1 protein-coding gene is annotated in these 731 nt (G+C 39.9%); it reads right to left on the bottom strand.

What is annotated here, in order from left to right; genetic code table 11:
- On the bottom strand, positions 1–647 hold a 647-nt coding region (locus B9N71_RS12625), incomplete at its 3' end, for an IS5 family transposase (RefSeq protein WP_085166148.1).
- Positions 648–731: the final 84 nt, after the last annotated feature.

Genomic DNA, 731 nt, shown 5'->3' with positions numbered 1-731 from the left:
AAGGCATTCTCGACTAAATGACGATAGCGATAAAGGCACCTATCCATACTGCTTTTATCTATATCCTTACCATAATTACGTTTAGCAATCACCGTTCGTCCGCCTTTTTGACGAACAAAGCACCGAAAAGGCTCGCTGTCATAACCTTTATCGGCTATCACTGTATTGACTTCATCGAGCCTTTCAACTAGGTTTTCTGCATAAGTGATATCATGTCGTTGTCCTTCAGAAAGCTCAAAACAAATAGGCAAACCACCACTATCAACCGCAAGATGAATTTTAGTTGAATTACCACCACAGCTATGACCTATTTGCTCACAATGCTCCGTTGCAGCGCCTGTACTATGTTGATGAGCCCTGATAATCGAGCCATCTAGGAACACCCATTCAAAATCCGCTAGTTGTGATAAATGTTTGAAAATATCAACTAATATGCCTTTTTTAGACCACAAATTAAATCGTCTATAGACGGTGCTCCATTCACCAAACTCTTCTGGCAAATCTCGCCAAGGAATACCGGTTCTCATTCGGAAAAGGCTCACTTCAAACGTCATCCGATGCTCGGATTTATTATAAACTCGGCCGGTATTTTTCATTATTTGTAGTAGCTTTTCCCACCGTTTATCTGTTAGCATTGTTCTTGGCATGATGAATCGAGTTATGGTTGTTTTTGGCAGAATTATTATAACTCACATCATGCCGTCTAAAAAATAATCACGAAAGATCAACAC

This window comes from Gilliamella bombi (assembly GCF_900103255.1).
Lineage (GTDB): Bacteria > Pseudomonadota > Gammaproteobacteria > Enterobacterales > Orbaceae > Gilliamella > Gilliamella bombi.
This window is presented reverse-complemented; position numbering and strand designations above follow the sequence as displayed.